We start from the raw sequence: 24,701 nt of genomic DNA on the forward strand, positions 1-24,701 counted from the left end.
ATAATTGTTATTCTTTCCCTACCATGAAGAAACTCCCAATAGGCATTCAGACTTTTAGCAAGATCATAGAGGAAAACTGCTATTATGTTGATAAAACCCACATAGCTCTAAAACCCCCTTTCCGCACCCAAACCTCTATTTTATTTGACCAAACCCAAATGCACAGAGTAAAAGAATGAAAAGGGTCTTAGAATAAACGGAACAGAAAATGCTTACATCTCCCTCTAAAAAGAGGGGGTATTTAAATGTTACAACAAAAAGCAGTTATCAAGAACATGGATCACTTAGGACTAATAGCTGGTATGATAGACGAACTAAAGATAGCAGAAACCATAGATGATGAAATACTATCATCAAGCAAATCAAAGAACCTAAGCTATGGCGAAGCAACAAAGGCAATGATCCTTAACGGTCTTGGTTATGTCAACAAGCAACTCTACCTAACTCCTCTCTTCTTCAAAGACAAACCACTAAAGAGATTATTCGGAAGGGATGTTTGCTAAAGCTACAATAAACTCCCCACCAAAAGGGCTTATAAATTCCCCACCCTTTTGGTAGCATGCCCTAATCTTTTTAAAAGATGGAGGGTAAATAAAATTGTTGGGGGTTTGTATGTATTACTCGGTAAAAGCACTACTGAGTATTGGGAAAAATGTCTCACAGATTGCAAGAGAGCTAAAGATTGACAGGAAAACAGTCAGAAAGATTAAGAAAAAGGTAGAAAACGGAGAGATTAAGACACCCACCATCAAAAGGAAAAGCATCCTTGATCCATACAAGGATGAAATCATGGAGTATTTAAAAAGTGGTCTCTCCGCTGTTTTAATCCACCAGAAGTTAAAAGAAAAGCATAGTCTAAATGTAAGCTATAGCTCTGTGAAACGCTACATCAGGAAGCTAAAGCCAGGTGAGCCCTTCATCCCCTTAATAAGCCCACCTGGCCAAGAAGCCCAAGTAGATTTCGGCTATGCCGGTTATTTCTAATAATAGCAGAAGAAAAAAGAAAGTAAAGTACTGGATATTCTCAATGGTTTTGTCCTATTCGAGGTACAGATACTATGAGCTTGTGGATAACCAAAGTATACCGACATTCATAAACTGCCATATCAATGCATTTGAATATTTCTCTGGTGCACCAAAGGCTATAAAGATAGACAACCTAAAAAGCGGTGTATTGCATGTTAACTTCTATGAGCCTGAAATTCAGCATGAATATGCAAGGATGCTTGAGTATTACAACTCCTCTGCTGTTGCCTGTAGGGTGAGAAAACCAAATGAGAAGGGCAAGGTAGAATCCAGCATAAAATACATAAAGAACAACTTTCTAAAAAGCATAAGAGCGGAAGGAATAGAAGACATAGACACAGTCAAAGAGAAGCTTTTATTCTGGCAGGACAACATCTGTAATGCAAAGCTACACGGCACAACAAGAAAAATACCGAAGGATGAGTTTCTCAATGTAGAAAAGGAAAAACTCAACAGATTGCCAGATAGAAGATATGAGACCTACGATATTGCAAAAAGAACTGTAAACACCTACTCCCACATCTATTACAGGTACAACTACTACTCTGTGCCTGAAAAATACATATCAGAAAAGCTCAATATTAGGTCAAATGGAAATATAATGGAGATCTATGATTCATCGTTCAACTTAATAGCCACACATGAGCTTTCTCAATTAAAGGGTGAGTTCATAACAAAGGAAAGCCATAAACCCAAGATGAAGAAAAATCCCACAGATTCAGAATACACCACCATGACGCTTGATATAGGTGAAAGCGCCTACCTGTTCTATAAAAGGCTAAGAAAAGAGAAACCTGCCTCATATCACAGGGTAATGAGAGGTGTAATGTCTCTTTCAAAGGGATACCCCAAAGAGACAATGGAGCTTGCATTCAAAAGGGCAATTGATTTCAACTGCATAAGCTATTCCTCTTTAAAAAGCATACTGAAGAATGAGCTCTACAACATTCCCTACGACAAACCAGACTCACCCATAGCCTTAGGTTTTTATAACCCACTAAGAGCTTACGATGAAATGACAGATATAAAAGCAGATATGAAAACAGACATTATGAGTGGTGAGTGAAATGAAAGGGGTGGAAAATGTAAAAGATATGAAAAACATAGAAAGAAGACTAAAGGAGTTTAAACTCTCTGGCATTGCAAAGACACTTGAGGCAAGGAACAGGTATGCCATTGATAATAATCTGACATACATAGACTTCTTAAAACTCCTATTAGAGGATGAATACATAAACAGGCAGAGCAACTCATTTAGAAAAAGACTTACAAAATCAAAGCTTGACACAACAAAGACTTTAGATAGCTATGATTTCACATACCAACCAAAGCTAAACAAGAAAGAACTCTTAGACATTGCATCCTGCAGGTTCATAGAGGAGAAGAAAAACATCATATTCATGGGCAATCCTGGAGTTGGTAAAACCCACCTTGCAAATGCGATAGGATTAGAGGCCCTAAAACAGGGATATAAGGTCTTGTTCATCCATACCAACGATTTAATCCTAAAGCTCATATCTGCAAGGGGAGATGGAACCTACACCTCAATACTGAACCAGATTCTATCATCTGACCTTCTGATAATAGATGAAGTAGGCTTTAAAAAGATCCCATCCAACTATGTGGATGAGTTCTTTGAGGTGATAAGGAGAAGATATGAAAAGGGTTCAATTATAATCACCACTAATAGACCATTTGAGGAGTGGGCTAACATATTTTCAGATGCCGTTTTGGCCTCTGCCATAGTTGATAGACTTGTCCATCACTGCCATATATTCAAGATAACAGGTGAGAGCTATAGAATTAAACACCTAAAGGAGGCAAAAGATAATCAAAACAGTTTAAATTAACAATCCAAGGGGTGGGGAATTTAAATGACCCAAAGGTGGGGAAATTTGGTTGACTTTAACAGGCTTGAAAGATGCATTGAGACAGAACGACTTTACCTCCTTCATCAACCACCTAAAGACCATCTTTGCAACCATTCCCTACACAAACTATGCCAATAATATTTTATCCAAGTATGAGGGATACTACAGCAGCGTTATCTTTGTCTATCTCATGGCTTTGGGTTATGATGTGATTCCAGAAGACATTACCAATAAGGGAAGAATAGATCTAACGATTAAGACAAAAGATAAGATAGTGATTATAGAGTTCAAGGTGGATCAAGAAAAAGACAAACCGATAAGTCAGATAAGAAAGAGAAAGTACTATGAGAAATACTTGGATGAGAAAAAAGATATCTATCTTGTGGGGATGGTGTTTGACTCGGGGGAGAGGAATATAGGTAGTTGGAGGGTGGAGGAGATAGATTAATAGTGGCTGAAAAATCTAAGCATTATCTCCAAAACTCAACTCACCCTTTAATCTCAAAATCAAAATCCCTCGATTTTTGTTTTTCAATAATACCAAATCCCTTATTCTCAACGAGTTTTAAAATCCCGTTATCTTCTGAGAAAAACCTAACGCCCACGCCCTTTTTTGTTAAATAATAAGCCAAGTCAAACAATAGCTCAAGATTCTCCTGCCTCTCCACCACAATTAATGCCTTCTTTTGTTTTTCTTCCAATTGAATCTGATGAACATCCCTGTTTATATCCATTAAATACGGCTTCTCAAGGAGCAGGCTAACCAGATTGAGCATATTGAACTCTTCATTCTTCTTTTCAAGCTCATTATAAACGGTGTTCATAAATTCAAGATCGGCCAGCGTATCAACAGAAACCCTGTGTTTTACTTTATAAAAGATCTCATCATCATAAACGCAACCCACCTTAAACAGATCAGGTCTTAAACCCACAATCGGAAACTGATGTTCCCTTAAGTTTGGCTTATCAGACAGCTTATTTGCAAGCTCCCAGCATTTCCTTCTAAAAACGCCCATGCCTTCATGTATAATAGGTTTTTTGTCTTTTGGGCAAAAACCCACAAAATCGAGATCCTTATCACTCAAAATCTTCTCTATTAGCTTATCCAAAGATGGCGACCAGATCAGCGGACAATCACCGCTAATGAGAATAGGAATGCCGGCTTTATAAACCCCTGCAGCCTTTGTAAGCCTACCGACAACATCGTTTATATCCCCATCGTAAAGGAAAATATCGATTCTGTGCTCTTTTGCTATGTCAATTAACGGCTTGTTGTCTTCCTCTTGCGTTGTCGCAATAACGATATCATCCACATACCTGCTCTTTTTAACACTATCGATAGTCCAATCCAATAGCCTCCTGCTGCCAATCTTTTTAAGCTGTTTTCTTGGCAGTCTTGACGAAGATAAACGCGCTACAATAAAGGCAACGACACGCTCATTCATTTTTTTACCTCCGAAACATATATAGCAAAATACATACCCTTCTATACTTACTCATCTTTAACGTTTATTCACTAAACCTAAAACTCTTGTGCAACATGTGATCCACACATACTTAGTATATATAGCAAGTACGTACAAGTTCACAGATTTTTAAAACAAATAAGAGTGAACTATTTAAACATAGATTGATTTAAAGTTTTTGGAAAATGCCAATTTTTATGGGACAGCAGGCTATGGACTAGTAATGTAAAACAATAATAATTACACAGCCTTGGTTCTGTTTGACTTTGTTATAGTAAATATGATAAAAAATAATTAAGAAATAGGTGAGGTGATATAAAATGATAAAATTAAAAATTGGCATTTTTGAGGCATTTACATTAAGGGCTATTCTGGTTTTAATTTTTGTTAGTCACGGTTTTTTCGGCCATTGTTATAGTATGGACACAGTAAATACCCCAGAAAACAAAAACTCAAGTAAAATTGTCATCTTAAGCGGTAAAATCGTAGGACTTGTTGAGGTATCAAAAAATGACGTATATATAACAACAAACTATACCAGCCGTTCAAGGGTAAGTTATAAGGCTTCAGGAAACCTTAAAGATGAACTAAAAAAATTAAAAGGCAAAGTTGTAGAGGTCAAGGGCATAAGAAAAAGAATAGGTTGGTCTGGTGAAATAGAAGTTGAAAAAATTATAAAAATAGTGAAATAAAAAAAGGGGTTTTTTATGAAAAAGATTTTAGGAATAATTTTTGCAGTTTTTATTGCTATTGTTATATCCGTATGGTTCATTTTATTCTCTCAACCGGGGAATAACCTTATAAAGCCAATAGTAGAATCAAAAATAAACAAATCTTTACACTCAAATTTAAAGCTAAACACATTCAGCCTAAGACCATCCACTATTTTACTTAAACTTACAAGCCCTGACGGTTCATCTTTATCCGCTTCTGGCACTCACGATCTTCTCTTCAAAAAACTAAATATAAAGTACAATTTACAAATAGACGCCAACGAACGCTCAACTACATTCAGTAATATAAAATTAAGAGGTCCGTTTAATATCAAAGGCACCATAAAAGGCACTATAGCTAAAAAACTCACTATAGGTGGCTTAAGTGATATAGCAGGTGGAACTACATCATATAAAATCACACTCTTTGATAAAAAGCCGAAAAGTGCTACGATAAAGGCCAAAAACTTAAATCTTGAAAAACTTTTGTATGCCTTAAATAAACCCAAATACGCCAATGCTTTAATAAATGCCGATATTGATTTTAAAAATCTTTCCAAAAACGCTTTAAAGGGCAAAGCTTTGATCAACATTGCAAATGGAAATATGAACAAAGAAGTTCTAAAAAAAGAGTTTAATATAAACGCACCTTTAGTAAGATTTAACTCAAAAGCAGAAACAAGTCTTGAAGGAAACCTTATAAAACTTCAGGCAATACTAAATTCAAATCTAGGTAACAGCGATATAAAGGGTAGTTTTAATCAAAAAAATGAGGCTTTAAACCTTTTGTACAATCTAAGAATAAGCGAACTTAGTGTGCTAAAGCCAATAATCAAGATAGCCCTAAGAGGAAACTTTGAAACATTGGGTTCTATAGGTGGTAAATCAGATAAATTAAAAATCAAGGGCATAGCAAAGGCAGCGGGTGGCAAGATTGATTACAGATTTAACATTCAAAAAAAGAAATTAAAGAGTATCACTGCAAAGATAAACGCAGTAAGGCTCGAAAAACTTCTTTATATGCTTAACCAGCCACAATATGCAACAGGCTTTGTTTATTTTACTCTTCATCTTAATGAAGCTAATCCAGAGAACCTCTTGGGAGATCTTAAGGTTAATGTAGATGATGGACTTATAAATAAAAGGGTCGTAAAAAATCTATACTCATTAGATGTTCCAAAAATTGCATTTTCTACAGTAGTTGATTCAAAGATAGCTCAATCTATAGCTAACTACACTCTAAACATAAAATCATCTCTTGGCTCAGCAAAGATTAACAAAGGCATCTATAACCTTACAAATCAAAATGCAACAGGTAAATACAATATAAACTTACCAGATCTTGGAAAGCTATATTTTATTACCAAAAAAAAGCTTAAAGGCAGTAGCCTTATAACAGGATATTTTGAGAAAAAGTCTAAAAACATCGAGGTTGATGCATTTTCAAATATGTTCGATGGTAAAATAGAAGCCAAATTGATTAATGACAAGCTAACAGGCTCAGCTAAAGATATAGAAGCTTTAAAGATAGAGGATATGTTGAGATATCCGGCGATATTCAAATCAAAGGGTAAGGCAAACTTTCTCTACAACCTTACAACAAAGAAGGGATTTATCAATTCGGACTTCAAAAATGGTAAGATCCTGCAAAACAATGTGACCTATCTCATAAAACAAGCCAGTGGCTTTGATATAACAAAAGAAATATACAGCCTAACAACAACAAGAAGCACCATAGACAACGGAATCATAACAACCGACCTTGATATGCAAAGCAGGCTAACACATATAAGCTCAAAAAAAGCCCTAATAGACCTAAATAAAAATAAGATTGACGCTAAACTCAAGATAGACATAAAGAATAAACCTGTGTATGTAACCTTCAAGGGTAACTTAAACTCACCAAAAGTTGGAATCAACCTAAAGGCTTTAATAGAGAAAAAGATCAAAAATAAGCTCAATAAATTTCTTAAAGGGCTAAACTGGTAAAAAAGAAAAACATATAAATCTGTCTGCGGTTTAACTCAGACAAAAGCAATGGATCCTTGATTGGGCTAAAACCTAACTCAATGCAAAAAGCCGGCCTATTGAAAGACCGGCTAAACTATTTACTTACTTTTTACACTTTGAATCTGTTTATAAGCTTTCCTACATTATCGGCTACAGCATTCAACTCATCAGCTGATTTTGAGACATTTTCTATAACTTGAGCATTTTCTTCTGTGGCCTTTTTTATCTCTTGCATCTGCATGTTTATTTCTGACACTGTAGAGGAGAGCTCTTCTGTTGCTGCAGAAGTTGAATTTACTTCGTTTATAACGCTATTTGTTTTTGATACAACATTTTCAGTATTAACCTTATCTAATTTTGCCTGCTCAGTTTCCTTAAGTATTACATTTCCGGTTTCTTCTGTTTTTTCTACGGCTGCTTTTGTATAGTTCTGCATTCTATTTATTGTACTTCTTATCTCCTCGGTTGCTCTTTGTGTTTTCTCAGCCAGCTTCCTTACCTCATCGGCAACAACGGCAAAACCACGACCAGCATCCCCTGCGCGAGCTGCCTCAATGGCAGCATTCAAAGCCAATAGATTTGTCTGGTCTGCTATCTCGTTTATAACATTGACAATCTGGCCTATCTCTTTTGATGCTTCACCTACTGTGTTTATCTGCTCTATAGCCTCTTTTGCAAGCTGGGCGTTCTGCTGCATTCTTTCCACTCTCTTTTCTATGTCTTTCAGTAACTGTTCGTTGATTTCGCTTACATCCGTAGCAAGTATATTGATATTTTCTGAGGACTTCGCAACACCTTCTATCGCCTGTGCAACGCTGTCTATGGCACTTGCTACCTCTTGTGTGTTGCTATTTATCTGCTGAGAGGTAGCAGACATTTCGGCAGACGCAGAGGATAGGTTGTGAGACTCCATCTCCAAAAGCTTTGTTTTATCTTTTATTTCTTTAATCATGTGCTGCGTTTTCTCTATAAACTTATTAAACCACGCGGCAAGCTCGCCCAACTCATCCTTGGTGTAGATATCTATGCGTCTGGTTAGATCTCCTTCACCCTCCACTAAGTCTTTCACAGCATCTTCAAATTTTTCAAGTCTAAGCGAGATTATTCTTTTTACAAAAACCAACGCTATCGCAACAAAAATAATCGCGATTATTATAGTTATAACCACGGTTAATACCAATGTTCTTTTAACCTCTGCCAATGCTTCCGATTTATCAATCTCTCCTATTATCGCCCAATGTTTATTATAAGCCCTTATAGGTGCATAGGCACTAAGAACAGGAACGCCCCTGTAATCCTTAATTATCCATCTACCGCTCTTTCCAGCCAATGCTTGCTCAACAGAGGGTGTATCAACCGTAAATATACCTATTGTCGTTTTAAACTTTCTAACCAAAGGGTTGTTTATGGTATCTGTAAACCTACTGTTGTTCCTCATTTTTTTATCAGAACCAACCAAATAGACCTCTCCGGTCTCACCAAGACCCACCTCTTTATAATGCCCATCAAAACTCATTATCTTATTGATTTCATCTATAGGAAATTGAAAAGCCAGTACGCCCACCCTTTTGTTATCTTTGAAAATTGGTGTGGCAATGAAGGCGGCCGGAAAATTATAACTTGGCTCATAAGGTTCAAAATCCGCAAAGGCTATCTCACCTTTGTTTAAATGCTCGGCTTTTCTATATGCCCTTGCCAAACCGGTATTTGCATAAGGTCCATTTATCAGGTTTGTTGCAAAATCCTTTTCTTTGAAATCTGTATAAACTACATACCCTTTATTATCAATCAAAAAATGTCGTACAAGCCAAACTTTTCGAGGATCTCGTTAAAAGATGGATGATACATTCTATGAACTCCTGAGTAGGTAGATATATCATTGCTTGCTATTAGCTTATTCTTCTGACCAATAGGGTAGCTATTCTTAACTATATAGAGGTACTGTGCAATAATACCTTCTGGTGATTTTGGAAGATAGTACTTTGTTGGTCTTCTTGGACTAACACCAGGTATATTATAATTTACTTTATTTAAATAGTAATTATTGTAATGATTAATTAAAGCTTTTTTTGCCTTATCTATATCTAGGGCAAGGTCTGATGGCAAATTATGAAATGCGTTACTCAAAAGCATCATTGAATCAATTGTTGTTGTATCTGCAGCTGTAGATATAATCAAGGATTTTGTGTCATTGAAATATCTCTCAATTTCATTTTTCTTTGCATCAACAACCGAGGATAACTGATCAAGTCTAGAATTGGTCAAAGACTTTGAGAATTTAACCTGAGTAAATATAAGTATAATACCTGCAACAGAAACTAAAGAAAGTGTAACCAAGAGAGATATTTTTGCCCTAATACTCTGTAGATTCATTGCCTGTAACCTCCTTCTTAATTTTTGTTATTCATTAAAATACTTTACTTAGCTCTAAAAACCCTTAGAGATAAACTTTATTAATTAAACAACCAACACTCAAATCAAAGCTACAAAACATAAGACTTAACATTGATAATTAAATTCTATGTTATTTATATAAAAATTCAAGATAAAAGCTAGGTCTTCACAGAATTAATTATATCCCCCTTTCCGCACCCAAACCTCTATTTTATTTGACCAAACCCAAATGCACAGAGTAAAAGAATGAAAAGGGTCTTAGAATAAACGGAACAGAAAATGCTTACATCTCCCTCTAAAAAGAGGGGGTATTTAAATGTTACAACAAAAAGCAGTTATCAAGAACATGGATCACTTAGGACTAATAGCTGGTATGATAGACGAACTAAAGATAGCAGAAACCATAGATGATGAAATACCATCATCAAGCAAATCAAAGAACCTAAGCTATGGCGAAGCAACAAAGGCAATGATCCTTAACGGTCTTGGTTATGTCAACAAGCAACTCTACCTAACTCCTCTCTTCTTCAAAGACAAACCACTAAAGAGATTATTCGGAAGGGATGTTGACTTCTCTTGGTTCAACGATGATGCACTTGGTAGAACATTAGATAAGCTCTTTGAATACGGCGTAAGTGAACTGTATGAAAAGATAGCAAGCAGGGCACTCAAAATACTGAACCTTACACCCTCTACCATACACTTAGACAGCACAAGCTTTCATCTTGACGGTAAGTATCCAAACCAAAAGACGAAAGAAGAAAAAGAAAAAGAAAAAGGAAAAGTAAAAGAAAGAAATGGAAAAGAAGAAAAGGGAAATAACAGTGAAGGAAAATGGGGAAAAGGAGGAAAAGAAGAAGAGTATGAGCCAACCCCAGTCTTTATCACCCAGGGATACAGCAGAGACCACCATCCAGAGCTCAATCAGGTGGTTTTAAATCTTATAGTAGAACACAAAGCAGGCATTCCCATATGGATGAAGCCTGCAGATGGTAATAAAATAGATACACAGGCATTTGCCAATATAGTAAAGGAGCATATTAACTCTTTAAAGAATGCTAATAATACAAAGACAAAGGTGATAGCCGATGCAGCCCTCTTTAGTTCTAAAACAATGGAAGAGTTTAAGAAAAACAACATGCTTTTCATCTCAAGGGTTCCATCGAAACTAAAACAGGCAAAAGAGATACTCAAAAACCACAATGAAGAGGAATTTATTCAGCTTGATGAGAACTATCAGGCTATCCAGTACACAGTAGATTATGAAGGAATGAAACAACAGTGGGTTTTATACAAAAGCAGTTATGCTAAATCAAGAGGGGACAAAACGATAAAGAAAGAGTATCAAGAAAAAGAAAAACAGGAAACAAAACTCATTGAGAAATTACAAAAGAGAGCATTTTTCTGTGAAGCTGATGCAAGAAAAGCATTTGAAGAAAAAACAAAGAAGTTAGAATGCATAATGATATCAGAGGCTAAACTCATATCAAAGCCCAAATACAAAACAAGAGGACGACCAAAACCAAATGCTAAACCAGACCACTATGAATACTACTGGATTATAGAGACCAAGCCAAATGAAGAATACCTAAAACAAAAACAGAACCAAAAGAGTGGCCTTTTTATCCTTGCAACCAATGATATGACACTGTCTGCCAAGGAACTGCTTGATGAGTATAAATCTCAACAGAGAATAGAAAGGGGCTTTAGGTTCTTAAAATCACCAGAGTTTTTAAGCGATGCCATGTTTCTAAAGAACCCAAAACGCATTGAAGCAATGCTTATGATAATGACACTCTCTTTGCTTGTCTATTCTGCCTTGGAATACAGAATAAGAAGTGAGCTTAAAAATCAAAACAAATCCTTTCCCAATCAACTTGGCAAACCCATTCAGAATCCCACTGCAAGATGGGTGTTTGAGAACTTCTTTGCTATACATCTACTCTTACTTAATGGGCAAGAGCAGATTGTTGGGTTGGAAAACAAGCATAGGCTGATATTGGAACTATTGGGTAGTAATTATATGGGGTTTTATGGTATAAATGGAGAAAGAGGTGCGGAATGAGGGTTTATATAAAAATTCAAGATAAAAGCTAGGTCTTCACAGAATTAATTAAATTTGATTTTTTTCTACTTTTTTTATATAAATTAAGGTAAAATAAGAAGGTGTTTTTATTCTATAAAAACAAGCAACATCCTGGTGTATATGACGAGGGTAAGGTAATTTGTAAAAAATAGTAGGAGGTTTGTATGAAAAAAATTCTAAAAATTGTGGGGTTTATTTTTATTTTAGGTATTATCGCAGTTGCCGCTGCACTTTTTTTTACCTCAGACTTGCCCGAAACAGCCGATAATTTTTTCAAAGCTATAAAAAACAACAACTATGTCAAAGCTCAAGAGTATCTCTCTAAAAATTTCAGAAGCACAACGCCTTTATCTAAACTCAAACAGGCATTTCCTTATTCAAGATTCAAACATTACAACGGCTATTCCTTTAAAAACAGGGAAGTAACCGCAGACGGAACGGGAACACTCAAAGGCAGTATAAAGTTTGACGATGGCTCAAGAATACCCGTAAAAATCAGCCTAATAAAAGAAAACGACGAATGGAAAATAAATTATATATCCATATCTCCCTCGGGTTTATCATCAAACACAGGCTCACAATCAAAGCCAAGCCTCCAGCAGGTATCTTATTCAGACCTAGTACACAAAACAATGGTTGACTTGGTGTATGCTATTCAGCACAACGATTACTCGGGATTCTACTCAACAACTTCCACACAATTCCAAAGCAGTGTAAATATAGACAAATTGAAGAATGCTTTTTATAAATTTTCATCAGTCAACATAAATTGGAACGACATAACAAATATGAAACCCATCATAACAAAGAAAGAGATACAAGAAAATGGTATCTTAAAACTTATTGGCTACTACCCAACCCAACCCAGACGCTTGGGTTTTGATTTTGAATATGTAAAAAATAACGGCAAGTATAAAATAATAGGAGTATTTCTGAGACTCGAAAAATAAAGAAATTTTGAACTATACTTTAAAATTTACAACTTAGGCCGATTATTATATAAGGGAATTGTCATGATTAAAAAATTAGTTTTTGTATTTGTTTTTTTGTTTATATCTATTAATGCCTTTGCGTTTTCATATCAGAACCCCCAGGTAAAAAGAGACGGTAATTATGTAGTATTCTACTACGATCTTTTAGGCAAGCCAAATCAAGAAGCAGTTGTTGGTATAAGAATAAGAGTAAAAAACAAAATTTACGTTACACGAAACCTCCATCTACAAGGAGATATTGGTCTTGTACAACCTGGTTTGAATAAACGCATTTACTGGGATATATTTAAAGATTTTCCAAATGGCCTACCCAAGGATTCTAAATGGTCTTTAATGGTAAGACCAACCCACTACACAAATCCATTAGGTATGAAGTTTGTCTACATTCCTGGGGGATGCTTTCAAATGGGCGCAAACCCTCAAGACAAATGGGCCCAGAACGAGGAAAAGCCACTCCACAAAGTCTGTTTGAGTGGATTTTTTATAGGTCAATACGAAGTAACCAACAAACAGTACAACATGTTTGACCCAAAACATGACAGCGGCGGCGGTAAGTTATATGACTTAAGTAAGCCAAGTCAACCCGTAGTAAATGTTTCGTGGGATGAGATACAAAAATTTATAAAATGGCTCTATATAAAAACCGGCGAGGTTTACAGACTTCCAACAGAAGCAGAGTGGGAGTATGCAGCAAGAGGAGGCCTAAAGAAAGATACTTACTGGGATAACCCCAAAAACGCCTGCAAATATGCCAATGTTTATGATGAGACGGCATTTGAAAAACTAAAAAGGTATAAAACATCAAAAACGCACTTTCCCTGCAAGGATGGCTATGTAGGAACAGCTCCTGTTGGCAGGTTTCTGCCTAACTCTTTTGGTTTATACGATATGATAGGAAACGCCGCTGAGTGGTGCTACGACACCTATTATGCAAAAGCCTATCAGTATATGAAAAACGCAAAAAACCCCGTATATCTCAATCCTTACATATCTTTGGCAAAGGTTGTAAGGGGCGGAAATTGGCTTACGGCCTATAGGTACAACAGACTCTCGGCAAGAAGCAATTACATGCCAGGCTTAAGAGATGACTTTATTGGTTTTCGCCTCGTCTTAGAACCTTAACAAGCCAGTCAAGGGCATACACATAACCATCAAAGCCAAGCCCAGAGATAACGCCTAAAGCTATGTCGCTGAAATAAGATTTATGCCTAAATTCTTCACGCTTAAAAATATTTGATATGTGAACCTCAACAAAGGGCAATCCTACAGCCAAAACAGCGTCTCTTAAAGCTATAGAATAGTGGCTAAATGCCGCAGGGTTAAGTAAAAAACCGTCTGCTTTATCTCTGAGTGTATGTATATATTCTATAAGTTTACCTTCAAAATTGGATTGAAAGAACTCAATCTCAATATTTAAAATCCTCGCCTTATCCTCAAGCAAGTCTTTTAAATCATCTAAAGTCAGGTTTCCGTATATCTCCGGCTCTCTTTTGCCCAACATATCTAAGTTTGGGCCATTAATTACTGCTACTCTCATACGGTAAAGGCCATCTTTTTACCACCAAGCAGATGGAGGTGTATATGGAAAACTTCTTGACCTGAATCTGGTCCGTTGTTTATTAAAATTCTATATCCGCTCTTATCTATACCCAATTCTTTTGCAATTTTATTGGCTATAACAGCCATATCTCCAATTATATGCTTATTAGTCTCATCAATATCGGATAGGTATTCTATGTGCTGTTTCGGTATAATTAGCACATGTACAGGCGCCTTAGGGTTTATATCCTTAAAGGCAAGGTAATTCTCATCCTCATAAACCTTATCTGCCAGCAATTCACCATTCACAATCTTGCAAAACACGCACATAAACTACCTCCTGATCGTCTCTTCTCTTTTTGCGCCGGTGGATATAATGCTAAACCTAACTCCCACAGTTTTTTCTATGAACTCTATATATTTTCTTGCATTTTCCGGTAAATCCTCGTACTTTTCTACCCCTTTTGTACTGCCCCATCCTTTAAAGCTTCTATAAATGGGCTTACATTTTGCAAACTCTTCAAGTTGAGACGGGATAAATCCTATTTTCTTACCTTCATATTCATAGCCTACACAAACTTTAATTTCATCCATATCATCCAAAACATCTAATTTTGTTAAAGCCAAACTATCTACACCGTTAATCATAGCCGCATATTTTACAACCACCAAATCCAGCCAGCCACATCTTCTAGGCCTACCTGTTGTTGCGCCGTATTCTGCCCCTTTATCTCTAATTCTTTGACCAACATCGTCGGTCAGCTCAGTGGGGAATGGACCATTTCCAACCCTCGTTGTATATGCTTTAACAACAGCCACAACACTATCCAATGCCCTAAATGGCAAGCCAGTTCCTACAAATGCCCCGCCAACTGTTGGATTTGATGATGTAACAAAGGGGTAGGTGCCAAAATCCACATCCAGCATTGAACCTTGAGCGCTCTCAAAGAGTATACTCCTACCGTTTCTATATGCTCCGTTTAAATAATAAACAGTGTTGCGAATATGCGGCTTTAACTCCTCTGCATACCCCACATACTCATCATAAATAGTTTTATCATCAAACGGCTCTATAGAATACAACTCACAGAATCTATTTATTTCCTTAACATTGCTCTCTATCTTTTCTTTCAAAACATCGCTCGACAGTAAATCACAAACCCTTATACCTATTCTTGCATGTTTATCTGTGTAGGCTGGCCCTATGCCCCTCTTTGTTGTGCCAATCTTATTCTCACCCAGTATCGCTTCTTTTTTTGCATCAAGCTCTTTGTGATAAGGCATAACAAGGTGAGCTTTTTCGCTTATCATCAGCCTCTCATTCACATTTATACCTAAATCCTCAAGTGTTGCTTTCTCCTCAATAAAGCTTTTTGGATCTATAACAACACCGTTTCCTATAACACAAACCTTATCCTCTCTAAGGATACCTGATGGTATTAGATGTAGAATAAACTTTTTATCACCAACGCAAACGGTATGACCTGCATTACTTCCGCCTTGATACCTGACAACCAAATCGGCTTCTTCTGTCAATATATCTACAATCTTACCCTTTCCTTCATCGCCCCATTGGCTACCTATAACCAACCTATTCATCTGAAGTTCTCCTTCTCATACAAAAAATAACTCAACTCGTTTAAATCTATGGCAAACCCAGTAGCGGGTATATACCTTCCAAGCTTCTTTGTTATATTACCGTATCTTCCGCCAACTGCAAGTTTTTTATTTTCTGCAAATATCTCAAAGGTTATGCCGTGATGGTATAGTGGATATTCACAGTAAAACAGATCACAGAAAACCTCAACATCTGGATATTGCTCTTTTATCTTTAATGACAAATTAGCGGCATCAAAAGCACAATCTTTAAGATTATCTAAACTCAAGCCGCTTAAAGATTCAAGTTGCTCTATCCTTTCAATCAATGCACTATCAAAGCCCTCTTTTTTTATATGTGATATATTCTTCAAAAAAACAAGCTCTCTAAGTCGCTCAGCTTTGCCTGGATTCAAGCCAAACTCTTTTATTAAGTTTTCTATTATGTAGGTGTCAGAAACCCTGACATACAGATTGTTAAGACCCATCAAAGATAGGCTGTCTATAGCTAAGCTTACAACCTCAAAATCGGCATCAACTTCTTTTATGCCAAATAGTTCAACGCCAATCTGCTTGAATTCCCTTTTTTGACCTAAATGTTCTTTTATATCCCTATAAACATTCTGGGCATAACAAAGCCTTGCTGGCATTTTAAAATCACCCAATAAAACCGCTTGTGTTATCTGCAGCGTTATGTCAGCCCTCAAAATCATCGTTTGGCCACTGTTTTTATCAACAATCTTAAACAGCTTATTCTTCAAGGGCTCAAACAGAAATTCACTTACGCTATCCTCATAAACAAATGTAGGCGTTATTATCTCTTCGTACCCTTTAGACTTAAAAAACTCAATTATTGTATTTTCAGCCTTTCTTCTTATGGAAGTTAGAGGCTCAAAAAACTGAACAACGCCCGATGGAATTCTATTCATCGGCAAATATCTCCATAGCCCTTTTGATGCCTTCACCAAATGCTGCATTAACACCAAGCTTCCTTAAGGCTATCTCTAGTGTTGATATACCCATAAGTATATCTGCCTTATCAAAGTATCCAAGATGGGCAATCCTGAATATCTTACCTTTTAGATGCCCCTGGCCATTTGATATTTCAACACCATAATCCCTCATAATGCCTATAATCTTTGACGAATCTATGTTTTGCGGAGCATATGCAGCCGTTAGTGAGTTTGCAGGCCTCCTTGATAGAAGCTCCAGGCCCAAAGCCTTGCAAGCTTCCTGTGTTGCTTTGGATAGAAGCGCATGCCTTCTAAAGACATTCTCAAGCCCCTCATCAAGCAACCTCTTAAAAGCACCATTTAGGCCTATAACAAGGCTAACAGCTGGCGTAAACTTTCCCGCACCAGCATCGATCTCACCTAGTATATCGAAATAGTAATACCTATTCTTAGTGTTCTTTATTTTATCCTTAGCCTTATCCGAAATGGCAAGCAACGATAAACCGGGCGGGAGCATCAATGCCTTTTGAGAGCCGGTTATGGCTATGTCTATACCCCAATCATCCGTCTTTACATCTATAGCACCGTATGCTGTTATACCATCCACAACAAACAAAACATCAGGATAATATTCCTTCAGCATCAAACCTATCTCATCTATAGGATGATAGGTAGCTGTGGATGTTTCAGAAGCTTGGATGTAAACGGCTTTTACATCGCCGTTGTTGTCTAATACCTTCTTGATGTCTTCAGGTTTTGCATAATCACCGTATTCATAGGATAACTCAATCGGGTTGGCGCCAAAAGCCCTTACAAGCTTTGTCCATCTCTCTCCGAATTTACCAGCGTTTATAGTTATAGCCTTTTCATTCTCATTCAAAACATTGGAAACTGCTGCCTCCATTGCACCTGAGCCGCTTGAGGCAAATATAACCACATCGTTTCTTGTTTGAAATATGGATTTTGCAAGCTGAACTGTTTCGGCAAAAATATTCTTAAATTCCGAAGTTCTATGATGAATCATAGGTTTTGCCATAAGAAGCGCTATATCCTCAGGCACCGGAGTAGGTCCGGGCGTTAAAAGGTATCTTTTCATAGCTATACTCCTACCAATTTATGGATCTTATATTGCCAAGGCAGGTTATATGAAACTTATTTAAGTCTATTAAATCAATCACCTGTTGAATATCTTCTAAAGTTACCCTATTTATCTTATCCATAATATAATCTTCGCTTACATAGTCGCCGTAGAGGATTGTATCTATGGCTTGCTTTACCATAACAGAATACGACGACTCAAGTGACAGGGCATAGCCACCGTTAAAGTTGGTCTTTGCGTTTTCAAGCTCCTCTTTTGTTAGCCCATACTTTTTTAGCTTTTCAATCTCAAGTCTAATTCCATCAATAAGATGCTGAACTCTATCGTTTGATGTCGCAGCAAAAATCAAGAACATGCCGCCTTTGCTGTAAAGCTTCACAGAAGAATATATACTGTAACACAAAGATTTCTCTTCCCTTATCGACTGAAACAGTCTTGAACTCATTGTAGCACCAAAACTGCTGTTAAGTAGCGATGCTGCATATTTTCTATCATCATAAACACTGAACAGTTCACACCCCATAACAACATTTGTTTGGGCTATATCCCTTTCTATAACATCAATACCACTTTTAAACTCAAACCTCAATTCTGTTTTGGGCTTGGATTGGAAATACTCATTAAAGAAAAACTCTTTACCAACATCAAAATCAAACTCATCTACACCGCCGCCAACGGCTGAAACTATCATCTCTTCAGGCTTGTAAAACTTGCCTAAAAATTTAAGCAAATCTTCCCTTGTATATGCAATTATATGCTCTTTTGTACCCAAAATAGGCTTACCAAAGCTTGTGGGTATAGCATTTTCCAAAAACGCTTCATACACGGCATCATCAGGGTTATCGTTGGTCATATTGATTTCTTCTATTATTACACCCTTCTCTTTTTCAAGTTCGTTTTCATCGATAACAGAGTCAGTAATTATATCTGCAAGCACATCAAAAGCCTTTGGGATATAGTCTTTCAACACCTTAACGTAAAATCCCGTATACTCTGTAGATGTAAAAGCATTTATAACACCGCCTAATTTATCTATATCTGCTGCTATATCCTTATAAGTTCGCTTTTTTGTGCCTTTAAAGAGCATATGTTCAATAAAATGGGCAAGACCCCTCTCTTTTTCACTCTCAAAGGCACTCCCGGCAGGCACAAAAATACCTACCGAGGCGCTTTTTGTGTCTTTCTTAATCCTTTTTATCTTCATCGGGATTTTCGTTTAGAAGTATCTTTCTACTTAAAGCGATTCTACCAAGCTCATCTATGTTTGTAACCTTTACCCTAATCTTATCGCCTATATTGAGCACATCGTAGATATTAGAAACCCTATCGTTGGAAATCTGGGATATATGCAAAAGACCTTCTTTATTGGGCAGAAGCTTTATGAATGCACCGTATTTTTCAATCCTTGTCACGACACCTTCAATTACATCGCCTTCTTTAATTGTTGTAGTCAGGCTTTTTATTATTTCCATAGCCTCATCTAATTTGGAATCCATCGTGCCGTAAACATTTATCTTGCCATCGGGGTTTATATCTATCTTTACATTCGTTCTTTCGATAATAGACTTTATTGTCTTACCACCCGGACCTATGAGGTCTTTTATTTTTTCAGGTTCTATGGTAAGTGTCCTTATCTGGGGAGCATAGGGGGAAATATCCGGTCTTGGGCTATCCAAAACGGCAAGCATCTTATTTAGTATAAACAGCCTTGCCTCTTTGGCTTTGTATAGGGCCTCCTTAAGCAATACAGCATCAACTCCTGTTATTTTTATATCCATCTGAAGAGCCGTTATGCCGTCTTTTGTTCCTGCAACCTTGAAGTCCATGTCGCCATAGTGGTCTTCATCACCCAAAATATCGGTAAGAATGGCATAACCGCCTTCATATTTTATCAAACCCATAGCAACGCCACTAACCGGCTTCTTTATTGGCACTCCAGCATCCATCAAGGAAAGTGTAGAACCGCACACAGTGGCCATTGAACTTGAACCGTTGGACTCAAGTATATCCGAAACCACCCTTATAGCATAAGGGAAGTCATCCTCGCTGGGCAACATAGGCTCTATGGCTCTTTTTGCCAAATTGCCATGACCTATCTCCCTTCTTCCTGGGGGACCTAAGCGTTTAACCTCGCCTGTTGAGAAGGGTAGAAAATTATAATGCAACATAAACCTCTCATAGCCCTCTTCTGAAACATCGTCTATAATTTGTGCATCCTCTCTTGAGCCAAGCGTCGTTGCAACCAAAGCCTGGGTTTCACCCCTTGTAAATACAGCAGAACCGTGAGCTCTGGGCAGAACACCCACCTCGCAGGTTATTGGCCTTATTTCATCCAACCCTCTTCCATCTATCCTAACGCCCGTATTTATAATTTTAGTTCTAACAATGTTCTTTACAACATCCTCAAAAGCAGCAGCGGTTTTTTCTTCTATGAAGTCTTCATCTTCAAATTCTTCTACAACCTTCTCTTTTACCTTATTAAAAATGGCCTCTATTGTAGAATTCCTCTTTTTCTTTTCCTTTATATTTACCGCTCTCATCAACTCGTCAGCGGCAAAGGCCTCAATTTTGTTAACTATATCTTCTGAAACATCTATAGGTATATATTCCCTCTTCGGTTTTGCAGCTTTTTTAATAATCTCTTCTTGTGCATCAAGTAATATATCGATATTGTCTTTTCCAAACATTATGGCATCAACCATCTCATCTTCGCTCAACTCGCCCGCTCCAGCCTCTATCATGTTTATTGCATCTTTTGTGCCAGCCAAAATAAGGTTGAGTCTGGAATCATCAATCTCCTTTAAAGAGGCAAAGGCCTTTAGTCCATTTTCAAACCTTGAGACCCTTACGCCGGCCACAGGTCCTAAAAACGGTATATCAGATAGACAAAGTGAGCAACTTGCAGCCAAAATACTTATAATAGCTGGGTCATTTTCCTGATCGGCACTGATAGTGGTTATAATAACTTGAATCTCTTGTTTGTAATCTTTGGGAAACAAAGGCCTAATAGAACGGTCTATCAGCCTTGAAACCAACGTTTCATGTACCGTTGGTTTACCCTCTCTTTTTACAAAACCGCCTGGAATTTTACCAGCTGCATAAAACCTCTCCTGGTAGTTAACAGTCAAGGGTAAAAAGTCTAAAAACTCTTTGGGCGGCTCTTTGGAAGATACGGCGGTGGCAAGCACCATGGTATCTCCCATTCTTATCACACAGGCACCGTCGGCCTGCTTTGCATACCACCCCGTCTCTATCGTTAATTTTTTTCCGTTTATAGTTCTTTCAACAATGGTCATAGGCTTAGCCCTTTAGACCAAGTTCTGTAACAACCTTCTTGTACTCTTCGAAATTATAATTTCTCAAATACTTCAAAAGTTTTCTTCTTCTACCAACGAGCTTCAACAGTCCCCTTCTTGAGTGAAAATCCTTTGGATGTTCTTTGAAATGGTCTGTAAGATACTTTATTCTTGCTGTAAGCAGGGCTATCTGAACGGCAGGAGAACCCGTATCGTTCTCGTTGGTTCCAAACCTCTTAATTATCTCCTGTTTTTGCTGCTTGTCTAATGCCATACTCCTCTCCTTCCAAAAATTTTCCACGCTTATATTATACAAAAGCACTGTCTTTGTAAAGTTTTTTATTATCATGAAAATAAGTTTTCCTGCTAAAAACCAGCAAAATTTTAACTCAATGACAGTCAAATGCAAATAAAATATTTTTAAAAACTCTTTTTTTCTTGCTCAACAACAAACTCATATTCTATACTAAACTACGGCAAAAAAAGTTAAGGGGAGTTTTTATGGCAAAGAAATACATATTTATAACGGGTGGTGTTGTTTCTTCTTTAGGAAAAGGCATAACAAGTGCATCGCTGGGCTTTTTACTTTTATCTTATGGACTCAAGGTGTCTATTGTAAAAATAGACCCATACATAAATGTTGACCCTGGCACAATGAACCCTTATCAACATGGTGAGGTTTATGTATTGGACGATGGGGCAGAAACCGATTTGGATTTAGGACATTACGAAAGATTCACCAACCTAACGCTTTCTAAGAAAAATAATTTTACCACTGGTCAGGTTTATTTTACCGTAATAACCAAGGAGCGCAGGGGAGACTATCTTGGCAAGACAGTTCAAGTTATTCCACACATAACAAATGAAATAAAGAAAAGAATAAAAGAGGCAGGCAAAGATAAGGATGTTTTAATAGTAGAAATAGGTGGAACAATAGGAGACATAGAAGGATTACCGTTCCTTGAAGCTATACGTCAGATGGGATACGATGTTGGCAGGCAAAATTGCCTTTACATACACCTAACGCTTGTTCCCTATATAAAAACAGCAGGCGAGCTAAAGACAAAACCAACCCAACACAGCGTAAAGGAACTACAGTCTTTGGGTATATCACCAGATATTATTGTATGTAGAAGCGAAAAAAGGCTCAACAACGAGGCAAAAGAAAAAATAGCAATGTTCTGTAATGTAGAAAAAAGAGCTGTTATAAACGCTGTCGATGTTGATACCGTTTATGAAATACCCCTTAAATTCAAAGAAGAAGGATTGGATAAACTCATTATAGAAAAACTCACCATACAACCCAACAAAGAGGCAAACCTCAACGAATGGAAAAACATGGTTGAATCCATAAAAGACCCCAAAGACAGTGTAACAATAGCCTTCGTGGGCAAGTATATAGGTCTAAAAGAGTCATACAAAAGCCTTATAGAGTCGTTCATACATGCAGGTGCAAGCATGAATATAAAAGTAAACCTAAAGTGGATAGAAGCTGAAGATTTAGAAGAGGAAGGAACAAGAGAAAAACTCTTAGGTGATGTTGATGGTATATTAGTGCCAGGTGGGTTTGGTTCAAGAGGCATTGAAGGCAAAATAAAAGCCGTTGAATATGCAAGAAAGAACAAAGTGCCATTCCTTGGAATATGCTTAGGCATGCAAACGGCGGTGGTAGAATTTGCAAGACATGTGGCAGGATTAGCTGGTGCGCACTCATCAGAGTTCAATAAAGACGCAGAGCATAAAGTTATACATCTTGCAACAAAATGGGAAAAAGAGGGTCAAATCATAGAAAGGAATGAAGCATCTGATAAAGGCGGCACAATGAGGTTGGGTGCATATCCATGCCAGATAAAAACCGGAACACTGGCTTGGCATATATACAAAAGAAAGAATATATCTGAAAGACATAGACACAGGTATGAGTTCAATAACTCATATAGAGACGTACTATCAAAGCATGGTCTAATAATAAGTGGAGAAAGTCCAGATGGAGAATTTGTGGAGATAATTGAATTAAAAGACCACCCTTTCTTCATAGGCGTACAATTCCATCCGGAGTTTAAATCAAGGCCACTAAAGCCGCATCCTGTGATTAAGGCGTTTGTAGAAAAGAGTTATGAATCAAAAACAACTAAAAGCACAACTTAAATCTAAAAAGGTTGAAAATTTTTATATATTTTGCGGCGATGATTATTTTATAAAAGATCTATACGCAAAGAGAATAGCAAAAACAAAGGGCGCTCAAATTAGAAAGGTTGTTATAACAGATGAGGCTGAACTTAGGCAAATTATGGCCAAAGCCTTATCCAAGCCCCTTTTTCAAGCTAAACCATTATTGCTTTATGGGGTTGTATCTACAGACCTTCCTAAAAACCTTTCAATTACACCTCCAACACACAACATACTTATACTTGATCTTGAAAGATGCAAAGAAGAAAAAGAAAATACAGTAATTTTTAAACCACCAAAAGCAAGCGAAATAGCCTCATTCATCAAAAATGCAGCATCAAGGAACAACAAAACTATAACAGATGAAGCAGTGAGACTTCTAAGCAGAAGTTTTGAGGGAAAAAATACATCATACTTAAAAAACACAGTGGATGAACTTTTATTGCTTACATACAACAAAAAGCAAATAGAAAAAGAGGATGCAGAAAAATGCCTAACCCTTACAGCCAATTTTGACATAAAAGACATCATAGACATGGTAAAAACCAAAGATTTTGTAGGAATAGTAGAAAAAATAGGTCAGATACTATCACAGATTCCTCCCTCTCTATTTGTGCATATATTTTCTGGCGAAATAACAAAGATAATAGCTTCATGCTACTGCTCACAGGATTGCCTGAGGCAAACATTTAAGGTTTTCTATCCGACACCATATACCCAGCTTTGCAAAGATATAGGAGAGAACGCTTTAAAAAGACTCATAAAGGCGCTCTATGAGATTGACAAAACACTGAAAAGCTCATCAGATGAATTCTCAGAGACAATGATTAAGGCGAGGTTACTTCTATGGATGCAAGGGTTATAGAAAAAGATGGTTTATACTTAATAGAAAACAGAGTTTTCAAAATAGAGATAACAGACCAATCGAACATTACACATTGGAGCATAAAACCAAAAAACAGCGAGATTATAGAAAAGGTTTCGTTTGAAGACAAAATAAATAACAAAAATTTAACACCTCAACACAGTTGGACAACATCAACTTCTATAACATTCGATTTTGAAACAGATTTTGGCATGCTAAAAAAGGTCTACAGCATAAACAATATAGCTCTCATAATGGATATATACTTGATTTCACATAAAGAAACAGAAGTAGAATATGCAACAAATCTAAATATAAAGCATGACGCTATAGATCTATTTATGGTTGGGCACAATGAGTTTGATATAAAAAAACAACAAACTACAGAGGCAAACGATTTACTTTTGATAAAAAAAAATCTGGATATATATCTGGGCTTTATATTCAAAGAAAAAGCTATACTTACAATGAATCCTGATAATTGTTTAGAATTTAGTTTCAAAACAAAAGTTAAACTTCTAACCAACGATATGTTTATGATTTCCTATACATCCTCGCTTGTTTAAAATTTTAAACTTGATTTATTCATAAATTTGGGTTATGTTCATAATAGTGAAAGTATTTTA

The 24,701-nt window shown here is 36.8% G+C and carries 23 protein-coding genes and 2 pseudogenes; 14 read left to right on the plus strand and 11 right to left on the minus strand.

What is annotated here, in order from left to right:
- Positions 1-23: 23 nt before the first annotated feature.
- The 6 genes and pseudogenes from HIPMA_RS09925 to HIPMA_RS08580 form a co-directional block, all read left to right on the plus strand.
- Positions 24-110 (plus strand): annotated as a pseudogene (locus HIPMA_RS09925) (AAA family ATPase); the annotation flags it as partial.
- Positions 111-245: 135 nt separating this feature from the next.
- Positions 246-497: pseudogene (locus tag HIPMA_RS08565) on the plus strand (DUF4277 domain-containing protein); the annotation flags it as partial.
- Positions 498-612: 115 nt separating this feature from the next.
- Positions 613-984, plus strand: a complete 372-nt coding sequence (locus tag HIPMA_RS09295) for a helix-turn-helix domain-containing protein (protein WP_052297336.1) — start codon at positions 613-615, stop codon at positions 982-984.
- Positions 968-2,092, plus strand: coding sequence for a Mu transposase domain-containing protein (locus HIPMA_RS08570; protein WP_052297343.1), 1,125 nt, complete (start codon positions 968-970; stop codon positions 2,090-2,092). Before HIPMA_RS09295 ends, HIPMA_RS08570 begins: the two co-directional genes overlap by 17 nt.
- A 1-nt stretch (position 2,093) precedes the next feature.
- Complete coding sequence (istB, locus tag HIPMA_RS08575) at positions 2,094-2,876, plus strand: IS21-like element helper ATPase IstB (RefSeq protein ID WP_013681411.1); 783 nt, start codon at positions 2,094-2,096, stop codon at positions 2,874-2,876.
- A gap of 49 nt (positions 2,877-2,925) precedes the next feature.
- On the plus strand, positions 2,926-3,345 hold the full coding sequence (locus HIPMA_RS08580) for a PD-(D/E)XK nuclease domain-containing protein (RefSeq protein ID WP_041324069.1): 420 nt from the start codon (positions 2,926-2,928) through the stop codon (positions 3,343-3,345).
- 40 nt (positions 3,346-3,385) lie between these two features.
- Here the strand turns inward: HIPMA_RS08580 and HIPMA_RS09300 are convergent, their stop codons facing one another.
- Complete coding sequence (locus HIPMA_RS09300; RefSeq protein ID WP_013682632.1) at positions 3,386-4,342, minus strand: cytidylyltransferase domain-containing protein; 957 nt, start codon at positions 4,340-4,342, stop codon at positions 3,386-3,388.
- Between the two features lie 341 nt (positions 4,343-4,683).
- On the opposite strand from HIPMA_RS09300, the gene HIPMA_RS08590 reads away from it, so the two are divergent.
- Together HIPMA_RS08590 and HIPMA_RS08595 are read left to right on the plus strand one after the other, a co-directional pair.
- Positions 4,684-5,055 carry a hypothetical protein gene (locus tag HIPMA_RS08590; RefSeq protein WP_013682633.1) on the plus strand — a complete coding sequence of 124 codons (372 nt, stop codon included), beginning with the start codon at positions 4,684-4,686 and terminating at the stop codon, positions 5,053-5,055.
- A 15-nt stretch (positions 5,056-5,070) separates the two neighbouring features.
- The gene (locus HIPMA_RS08595) at positions 5,071-7,065 is read left to right on the plus strand and encodes an AsmA family protein (protein WP_013682634.1); all 1,995 of its coding nucleotides are present in this window, start codon (positions 5,071-5,073) and stop codon (positions 7,063-7,065) included.
- Positions 7,066-7,195: 130 nt separating this feature from the next.
- Here HIPMA_RS08595 and HIPMA_RS08600 read toward each other — a convergent pair whose 3' ends face one another.
- Both HIPMA_RS08600 and HIPMA_RS08605 read right to left on the minus strand, forming a co-directional pair.
- Positions 7,196-8,878 carry a methyl-accepting chemotaxis protein gene (locus tag HIPMA_RS08600; RefSeq protein ID WP_041324070.1) on the minus strand — a complete coding sequence of 561 codons (1,683 nt, stop codon included), beginning with the start codon at positions 8,876-8,878 and terminating at the stop codon, positions 7,196-7,198.
- On the minus strand, positions 8,875-9,459 hold the full coding sequence (locus HIPMA_RS08605; protein WP_041324072.1) for a hypothetical protein: 585 nt from the start codon (positions 9,457-9,459) through the stop codon (positions 8,875-8,877). Before HIPMA_RS08605 ends, HIPMA_RS08600 begins: the two co-directional genes overlap by 4 nt.
- Positions 9,460-9,796: 337 nt before the next feature.
- Here HIPMA_RS08605 and HIPMA_RS08610 point away from each other — a divergent pair, with 337 nt between their 5' ends.
- The 3 genes from HIPMA_RS08610 to HIPMA_RS08620 all read left to right on the plus strand — a co-directional run bounded on the left by HIPMA_RS08610 (position 9,797) and on the right by HIPMA_RS08620 (position 13,680).
- On the plus strand, positions 9,797-11,545 hold the full coding sequence (locus tag HIPMA_RS08610) for an IS1634 family transposase (RefSeq protein ID WP_013682635.1): 1,749 nt from the start codon (positions 9,797-9,799) through the stop codon (positions 11,543-11,545).
- Between the two features lie 185 nt (positions 11,546-11,730).
- Positions 11,731-12,516 carry a DUF4864 domain-containing protein gene (locus tag HIPMA_RS08615; protein WP_013682636.1) on the plus strand — a complete coding sequence of 262 codons (786 nt, stop codon included), beginning with the start codon at positions 11,731-11,733 and terminating at the stop codon, positions 12,514-12,516.
- 63 nt (positions 12,517-12,579) lie between these two features.
- Positions 12,580-13,680 carry a formylglycine-generating enzyme family protein gene (locus HIPMA_RS08620; RefSeq protein WP_013682637.1) on the plus strand — a complete coding sequence of 367 codons (1,101 nt, stop codon included), beginning with the start codon at positions 12,580-12,582 and terminating at the stop codon, positions 13,678-13,680.
- On the opposite strand, the gene aroQ is transcribed toward HIPMA_RS08620, so the two are convergent.
- Genes aroQ through rpsO form a run of 8 tightly spaced genes read right to left on the minus strand, consistent with a single transcriptional unit; the run spans position 13,649 to position 21,315 of the window.
- Positions 13,649-14,095, minus strand: a complete 447-nt coding sequence (gene aroQ, locus HIPMA_RS08625) for a type II 3-dehydroquinate dehydratase (RefSeq protein ID WP_013682638.1) — start codon at positions 14,093-14,095, stop codon at positions 13,649-13,651. The genes HIPMA_RS08620 and aroQ overlap by 32 nt on opposite strands.
- The gene (locus tag HIPMA_RS08630; protein WP_013682639.1) at positions 14,092-14,427 is read right to left on the minus strand and encodes a histidine triad nucleotide-binding protein; all 336 of its coding nucleotides are present in this window, start codon (positions 14,425-14,427) and stop codon (positions 14,092-14,094) included. Before HIPMA_RS08630 ends, aroQ begins: the two co-directional genes overlap by 4 nt.
- A gap of 3 nt (positions 14,428-14,430) precedes the next feature.
- Positions 14,431-15,696, minus strand: a complete 1,266-nt coding sequence (locus HIPMA_RS08635) for an adenylosuccinate synthase (protein ID WP_013682640.1) — start codon at positions 15,694-15,696, stop codon at positions 14,431-14,433.
- Positions 15,693-16,622, minus strand: a complete 930-nt coding sequence (locus tag HIPMA_RS08640; protein WP_013682641.1) for an ATP phosphoribosyltransferase regulatory subunit — start codon at positions 16,620-16,622, stop codon at positions 15,693-15,695. The genes HIPMA_RS08635 and HIPMA_RS08640 overlap by 4 nt, the downstream gene beginning before the upstream one ends.
- Complete coding sequence (locus HIPMA_RS08645; RefSeq protein ID WP_013682642.1) at positions 16,615-17,742, minus strand: pyridoxal-phosphate-dependent aminotransferase family protein; 1,128 nt, start codon at positions 17,740-17,742, stop codon at positions 16,615-16,617. Before HIPMA_RS08645 ends, HIPMA_RS08640 begins: the two co-directional genes overlap by 8 nt.
- Before the next feature lie 10 nt (positions 17,743-17,752).
- Complete coding sequence (locus tag HIPMA_RS08650) at positions 17,753-18,949, minus strand: M16 family metallopeptidase (RefSeq protein ID WP_013682643.1); 1,197 nt, start codon at positions 18,947-18,949, stop codon at positions 17,753-17,755.
- Positions 18,930-21,041: a polyribonucleotide nucleotidyltransferase gene (locus tag HIPMA_RS08655; RefSeq protein WP_013682644.1), complete on the minus strand. Its 2,112-nt coding sequence runs from the start codon at positions 21,039-21,041 to the stop codon at positions 18,930-18,932. The genes HIPMA_RS08650 and HIPMA_RS08655 overlap by 20 nt, the downstream gene beginning before the upstream one ends.
- A 4-nt stretch (positions 21,042-21,045) precedes the next feature.
- Positions 21,046-21,315 carry a 30S ribosomal protein S15 gene (gene rpsO, locus HIPMA_RS08660; RefSeq protein ID WP_013682645.1) on the minus strand — a complete coding sequence of 90 codons (270 nt, stop codon included), beginning with the start codon at positions 21,313-21,315 and terminating at the stop codon, positions 21,046-21,048.
- 227 nt (positions 21,316-21,542) lie between these two features.
- Here rpsO and pyrG point away from each other — a divergent pair, with 227 nt between their 5' ends.
- From pyrG to HIPMA_RS08675, 3 genes are read left to right on the plus strand one after another with little or no spacing between them, the layout of a single operon-like run.
- Positions 21,543-23,189: a CTP synthase gene (gene pyrG / locus HIPMA_RS08665; RefSeq protein WP_013682646.1), complete on the plus strand. Its 1,647-nt coding sequence runs from the start codon at positions 21,543-21,545 to the stop codon at positions 23,187-23,189.
- Positions 23,158-24,075 carry a DNA polymerase III subunit delta gene (holA, locus tag HIPMA_RS08670; protein WP_013682647.1) on the plus strand — a complete coding sequence of 306 codons (918 nt, stop codon included), beginning with the start codon at positions 23,158-23,160 and terminating at the stop codon, positions 24,073-24,075. Before pyrG ends, holA begins: the two co-directional genes overlap by 32 nt.
- A complete protein-coding gene (locus tag HIPMA_RS08675) occupies positions 24,057-24,641 on the plus strand; it encodes a hypothetical protein (protein WP_013682648.1) in 585 nt (194 codons plus the stop codon). Before holA ends, HIPMA_RS08675 begins: the two co-directional genes overlap by 19 nt.
- Positions 24,642-24,701: the final 60 nt, after the last annotated feature.

This window comes from Hippea maritima DSM 10411, from assembly GCF_000194135.1.
In the GTDB taxonomy this organism is placed as follows: domain Bacteria; phylum Campylobacterota_A; class Desulfurellia; order Desulfurellales; family Hippeaceae; genus Hippea; species Hippea maritima.

Bases quoted from the DNA above. Each gene is read 5' to 3' on its own strand.
- HIPMA_RS09295 (WP_052297336.1), top strand. From the start codon at position 613: ATGTATTACTCGGTAAAAGCACTACTGAGTATTGGGAAAAATGTCTCA.
- HIPMA_RS08570 (WP_052297343.1), top strand. From the start codon at position 968: ATGCCGGTTATTTCTAATAATAGCAGAAGAAAAAAGAAAGTAAAGTAC.
- istB (WP_013681411.1), top strand. From the start codon at position 2,094: ATGAAAGGGGTGGAAAATGTAAAAGATATGAAAAACATAGAAAGAAGA.
- HIPMA_RS09300 (WP_013682632.1), bottom strand. From the start codon at position 4,342: ATGAATGAGCGTGTCGTTGCCTTTATTGTAGCGCGTTTATCTTCGTCA.
- HIPMA_RS08590 (WP_013682633.1), top strand. From the start codon at position 4,684: ATGATAAAATTAAAAATTGGCATTTTTGAGGCATTTACATTAAGGGCT.
- HIPMA_RS08595 (WP_013682634.1), top strand. From the start codon at position 5,071: ATGAAAAAGATTTTAGGAATAATTTTTGCAGTTTTTATTGCTATTGTT.
- HIPMA_RS08605 (WP_041324072.1), bottom strand. From the start codon at position 9,459: ATGAATCTACAGAGTATTAGGGCAAAAATATCTCTCTTGGTTACACTT.
- HIPMA_RS08610 (WP_013682635.1), top strand. From the start codon at position 9,797: ATGTTACAACAAAAAGCAGTTATCAAGAACATGGATCACTTAGGACTA.
- HIPMA_RS08615 (WP_013682636.1), top strand. From the start codon at position 11,731: ATGAAAAAAATTCTAAAAATTGTGGGGTTTATTTTTATTTTAGGTATT.
- HIPMA_RS08620 (WP_013682637.1), top strand. From the start codon at position 12,580: ATGATTAAAAAATTAGTTTTTGTATTTGTTTTTTTGTTTATATCTATT.
- aroQ (WP_013682638.1), bottom strand. From the start codon at position 14,095: ATGAGAGTAGCAGTAATTAATGGCCCAAACTTAGATATGTTGGGCAAA.
- HIPMA_RS08630 (WP_013682639.1), bottom strand. From the start codon at position 14,427: ATGTGCGTGTTTTGCAAGATTGTGAATGGTGAATTGCTGGCAGATAAG.
- HIPMA_RS08635 (WP_013682640.1), bottom strand. From the start codon at position 15,696: ATGAATAGGTTGGTTATAGGTAGCCAATGGGGCGATGAAGGAAAGGGT.
- HIPMA_RS08640 (WP_013682641.1), bottom strand. From the start codon at position 16,622: ATGAATAGAATTCCATCGGGCGTTGTTCAGTTTTTTGAGCCTCTAACT.
- HIPMA_RS08645 (WP_013682642.1), bottom strand. From the start codon at position 17,742: ATGAAAAGATACCTTTTAACGCCCGGACCTACTCCGGTGCCTGAGGAT.
- HIPMA_RS08650 (WP_013682643.1), bottom strand. From the start codon at position 18,949: ATGAAGATAAAAAGGATTAAGAAAGACACAAAAAGCGCCTCGGTAGGT.
- HIPMA_RS08655 (WP_013682644.1), bottom strand. From the start codon at position 21,041: ATGACCATTGTTGAAAGAACTATAAACGGAAAAAAATTAACGATAGAG.
- rpsO (WP_013682645.1), bottom strand. From the start codon at position 21,315: ATGGCATTAGACAAGCAGCAAAAACAGGAGATAATTAAGAGGTTTGGA.
- pyrG (WP_013682646.1), top strand. From the start codon at position 21,543: ATGGCAAAGAAATACATATTTATAACGGGTGGTGTTGTTTCTTCTTTA.
- holA (WP_013682647.1), top strand. From the start codon at position 23,158: ATGAATCAAAAACAACTAAAAGCACAACTTAAATCTAAAAAGGTTGAA.
- HIPMA_RS08675 (WP_013682648.1), top strand. From the start codon at position 24,057: ATGGATGCAAGGGTTATAGAAAAAGATGGTTTATACTTAATAGAAAAC.